We start from the raw sequence: 4723 nt of genomic DNA, 5'->3' as shown, positions 1-4723 counted from the left end.
GTGGGCCGAGGTCCTGGAGACGGTGGCCGCGGATCCCGCGGCGCTCGCGGCGCTGCTGGAGAGGGAGGTCCAGTTCAGCGACCCTGCACCGCTACACGGGAAGCCGGATTCCTCCCCAGCCTGAAGGCCGGGGCATCCTCCGCTTACCAGGTGACCGGCTCCAGCGCGGGACCGGCACGGGCTCCGGTAAGGGGCGCCGGCGCCGGGCTCCCCCCGGCCCGCGGACTACGGGCCGGTACAGTGAGGCCGTCGTCAACACTTCCGTACGGGGGGAAGCCGGTGCGAATCCGGCGCTGACCCGCAACCGTGACCCGGCCCGCACCGCGCGGGACGGGGAGCCGGAATGCCCCGTACCGGAGGTGAGCGGCTCGTGCCGCCGGGTCCTCCGGCGGCCGGCACCGTCGAGGTAAACGGAGCCGGAGCCCGGTGCCTCGGTGTGCCTGCCTCCGTTCCCCAGCACGAGAGGCACCCGCCCCGCCATGAACGTTCGCCGCAGCGCCGCCGCGCTCGCCGCCTCCGCCGTGCTCTGCGTGGGCGCCGCCCCCGCAGCCCTCGCCACCCCCGCGGCCCTCACCGACACCCCGCCGCCCTCCCCCTCCGCGCCCCCGGTCGTCCCCTCGGGCCTCTTCGGCAAGGGGGACCCGACGTACGACGGGGTGTGGCGCCAGTCCTTCGCGCTGCTCGCCCAGGACACCGTCGGCGTCAAGCCCGCCCAGCAGGCCGTCGACTGGCTCGTCGGCCAGCAGTGCGCGAACGGCGCCTTCGCCTCCTTCCGCGCGGACACCGCGAAGGCCTGTGACGCGACGACCATGCTCGACACCAACGCCACCGCCGCGGCCGTGCAGGCGCTGAAGGCGCTGGGCGGCCAGGACGAGGCGGTCAAGAAGGCCGTGGCCTGGCTGAAGTCCGTCCAGAACGAGGACGGCGGCTGGAGCTTCGTCCCCGCCTCCCCCAGCGACGGCAACTCCACGTCCGTGGTGATCAGCGCCCTCGCCGTGGCGGGCGAGAAGCCGGCCGAGGTCCTGTCGAAGACCGGCAAGTCGGCGTACGCGGGCCTGCTCACCTTCCAGCTCGACTGCGCCGCCGAGCCCGCCTCCGACCGGGGTGCCTTCACCTACCAGCCGGCCGACGGCAAGCTCCTCGCGAACGCCGACGCCACGGCCGCCGCCGCTCTGGCCGGCCTCGGCAAGGGCGCGGTCGTCGCCCCCGCCGCCACGGGCACCCCGGCCACGGCGCCGGCCTGCCCCGCCGGCGCCGCCGACCCGGCCGTCGCCGCCCAGGGCGCGGCCGGCTACCTGGCCGAGGCCCTCAAGAAGGACGGCCACCTGACGGCCGTCACCCCCGGCGCCGACCAGCCGACCGCGGACGTCGGCAACACCGCTGACGCGGTCATCGCCCTGGCCGCGGCCGGACACCGGCAGTCGGCGGCGGGCGCGCTGGAGTGGCTCAAGGGCAACTCCGCGGAGTGGGCGAAGGGCAAGCCGGCCGCGCTGGGCACCCTGATCCTCACCGCGCACGCGACCGGCACCGACCCGAAGGCCTTCGGCTCCACCGACCTGGTGTCCGCGCTGAACGCGACCGGCCCCGCCCCGCAGGCCGCGGCGACCCCCGCGACCGGCGGCATGGTGAAGGGCGACAAGGACGACAAGGGCTCGGGCAGCCAGAACCTCGTCTGGATCATCGGCGCGGGCGCCGCCGCCGGCGTGGGCATCGGCTTCCTGCTGAGCGGCCGCCGCAAGAAGAACCAGAACCAGCTGTGAGCCGCCGCCGTCCGCCGGCCGCGTTCGCCTGCGCGGTCCTGGGCCTCGTACTGACCCTGCTCGCCGCCTCCCCGGCCCTGGCGGCGGGCTACCGCTACTGGTCGTTCTGGGACGGTACGGGCGGCCAGTGGGCGTACGCCACCCAGGGCCCGTCGACGACCCGCCCGGCGGACGGCGCCACCCTCGGCTTCCGCTTCGCGGTGAGCCAGGACGCGGCGGCCGAGGCGGCCCGGCCGCGCGCTGCCGCCGACTTCGAGGCCGTCTGCTCGGGCACCGTCCCGGTTCCCGGCAAGAAGCGGGTGGCCCTGGTCATCGACTTCGGCGTCCCCGCCGACGCCCCCGGCGGCGAGCACCCGCCGCAGGACGCCCCGCGCACGGCCTGTGCCCAGGTGGCCCCGCAGGCCACGGCCGCGGAGGCGCTGGCGGAGGTGGCGAAGCCGCTGCGCTACAACGGCGCGGCGCTGCTGTGCGGCATCTCGGCCTACCCGAGGACGAGCTGCGGCGAACCGATGGTGGACCGGGCCCCCGCGCCCTCCCCCTCCTCCTCCCCTTCTTCCGCTTCCTCCCCTTCTTCTTCCTCTTCCTCCGGCCCCTCCGCGGGCCTGCTCGCGGGCGTGGCGGCGATCGCCGCCCTGGCAGCGGCCGCCTTCTGGCAGTCCCGCCGCCGCAGGCGATGACGGTTCCCGCAGCCGCCGACGGCGCCCAGCCGCCCACGGGGGCCACCCGCACCTCTCCTACGACCCGCGCGGGTGGTGCGGGTGGCGCGGGTGGGGAACCGGCCCGGCCGCAGGCCGGGCGCACACCCCACGGCCCCGCAGCGACGCACGCGCCCCCGGCCCGCCCCGCCCCCGTCCGGCCCGCCGACACCGCGCACGGGCCGACGTACAAAAAGAGCAGGCCCTGGCACGCACCGGCGGCAGGCCGCGGCAACGCCCTGCACGCGGGAGCCTGGTGGCTCTGGGCCCTCGGGCTCGCCACCGCCGCCTCCCGCACCACCAATCCCCTCCTCCTCGGGCTGATCATCGGCGTCGCCGGATACGTGGTGGCGGCCCGCCGCACGGACGCGCCCTGGGCCCGGTCCTACGGCGCCTTCCTCAAGCTCGGCCTCTTCGTCATCGGCCTGCGCCTGGTCTTCTCCATGCTCCTCGGCTCCCCCATCCCCGGCGCGCACACCCTCTTCACGCTCCCCGAGGTCCCGCTCCCGGACTGGACGCAGGGCATCCGCATCGGCGGCCGGGTCAGCGCCGAGCAGCTCGTCTTCGCCTTCTACGACGGCGCCAAACTCGCCACCCTGCTGATCTGCGTCGGCGCCGCCAACGCCCTTGCCAATCCGGCCCGGCTTCTGAAGTCCCTGCCCGCCGCGCTCTACGAGGCGGGCGTGGCCGTGGTCGTCGCCATGACCTTCGCGCCGAACATGGTCGCCGACGTCGTCCGCCTGCGGACCGCCCGCCGCCTGCGCGGGCGCCCCACCGGCGGCATCAAGGCGATCCTCCAGATCGGCCTGCCGGTGCTGGAGGGCGCTCTCGAACGCTCGGTGGCCGTCGCCGCCTCGATGGACGCGCGCGGCTACGGCCGTACGGCGCAGGTGCCGCCCGCCGTCCGGCACACCACCAACGTGCTCACCCTCGGCGGACTGCTCGGCATGTGCGCGGGCACGTACGGACTGCTCGCCGCCGAGGGCGGCGCGTACGGGCTCCCCGTGCTCGGCATCGGCCTGGTCCTGGCCCTCGCGGGCCTGCGGCTCGGCGGGCGGCGCAGCATCCGGACCCGCTACCGGCCGGACCGGTGGGGGGTGCGGGCCTGGCTGGTCGCCGGTTCGGGGGCGGCGGTCGCGGCCCTGCTGATCCACGCGGGCACGCTCGACCCGGAGGGCCTGCGGCCCGGCGTGGTCCCACTCGTGGCGCCCACCCTCCCGCTGTGGCCGGCGGTCGCCCTCCTGATCGGCCTGCTCCCCGCCTTCGTGGCACCCGTACCGCCCAAGGAGTCCACGCGGTGATCCGCTTCGAGCAGGTTTCGGTGACCTACGAGGGCGCCGCGCAGCCCTGCCTGCGCGACGCCGACTTCGTCGTCCCCGAGGGCGAACTGACACTCCTGGTCGGCCCGTCGGGGGTCGGCAAGTCGACGCTGCTGGGAGCGGTCTCGGGGCTGGTCCCACACTTCACGGGCGGCACCCTGCGGGGACGGGTGACGGTCGCCGGCCGCGATACGCGCACCCACATGCCGCGCGAACTCGCCGATGTGGTGGGCACGGTCGGCCAGGATCCCCTCTCCCACTTCGTGACGGACGTGGTCGAGGACGAGCTGGCGTACGGCATGGAGTCCCTGGGCCTCCCACCTGCGGTGATGCGCCGCCGGGTGGAGGAGACCCTCGACCTCCTCGGCCTGAACGAACTCCGCGACCGCCCCCTCGCCACCCTGTCCGGCGGCCAGCAGCAGCGGGTCGCGATCGGCTCGGTCCTCACCCCGCACCCGAAGGTCCTCGTCCTCGACGAGCCCACCTCGGCGCTCGACCCGGCGGCGGCGGAGGAGGTCCTCGCGGTCCTGCAACGCCTGGTGCACGACCTCGGCACGACCGTGCTGATGGCGGAGCACCGCCTGGAACGGGTGGTCCAGTACGCCGACCGGGTCCTCCTCCTTCCCGCCCCGGGGGCGGCCCCCGTACTCGGCACCCCGGCCGAGATCATGGCCGTCTCCCCGGTCCACCCCCCGGTGGTCGCCCTGGGCCGCCTGGCGGGCTGGTCCCCCCTCCCCTTGTCGATCCGCGACGCCCGCCGCACGGCCGCGCCGCTCCGCCGCCGCCTATCGGCTCCGCCGGTTCCCGCTTCCCGGGGCTCCGCCCTTGAACCGGCGCGGGAGCTGTCCGGCCACGCCCACGCCACCGTCTCCCAGGGCTCCACCCCGGACCCCGCGCCTCAAACGCCGGCGGGGCTGGATATGGCTGAGCTGCGCTCGCAAGCCCCGCC

4 protein-coding genes are annotated in these 4723 nt (G+C 76.0%); all 4 read left to right on the top strand.

Going from position 1 to position 4723, the window contains the following annotated elements:
* The first annotated feature begins 479 nt into the window (after positions 1 to 479).
* The gene (locus tag ACWDYJ_RS35945) at positions 480 to 1760 is read left to right on the top strand and encodes a prenyltransferase/squalene oxidase repeat-containing protein (protein WP_451569809.1); all 1281 of its coding nucleotides are present in this window, start codon (positions 480 to 482) and stop codon (positions 1758 to 1760) included.
* Positions 1757 to 2437 (top strand): SCO2322 family protein, encoded by a 681-nt coding sequence (locus ACWDYJ_RS35940; RefSeq protein ID WP_451569808.1) that lies wholly within the window; start codon positions 1757 to 1759, stop codon positions 2435 to 2437. The genes ACWDYJ_RS35945 and ACWDYJ_RS35940 overlap by 4 nt, the downstream gene beginning before the upstream one ends.
* On the top strand, positions 2434 to 3756 hold the full coding sequence (locus ACWDYJ_RS35935; RefSeq protein WP_451569807.1) for an energy-coupling factor transporter transmembrane component T: 1323 nt from the start codon (positions 2434 to 2436) through the stop codon (positions 3754 to 3756). The genes ACWDYJ_RS35940 and ACWDYJ_RS35935 overlap by 4 nt, the downstream gene beginning before the upstream one ends.
* The coding region (locus ACWDYJ_RS35930) for an ABC transporter ATP-binding protein (protein ID WP_451569806.1) at positions 3753 to 4723 on the top strand (971 nt) is incomplete at its 3' end. The genes ACWDYJ_RS35935 and ACWDYJ_RS35930, both read left to right, overlap by 4 nt.

The sequence above is a fragment of the Streptomyces sp. NPDC003042 genome (assembly GCF_053591315.1).
Note: the sequence above shows the minus strand (reverse complement) of the source record. Positions and strands in the feature narration are given on the sequence as shown.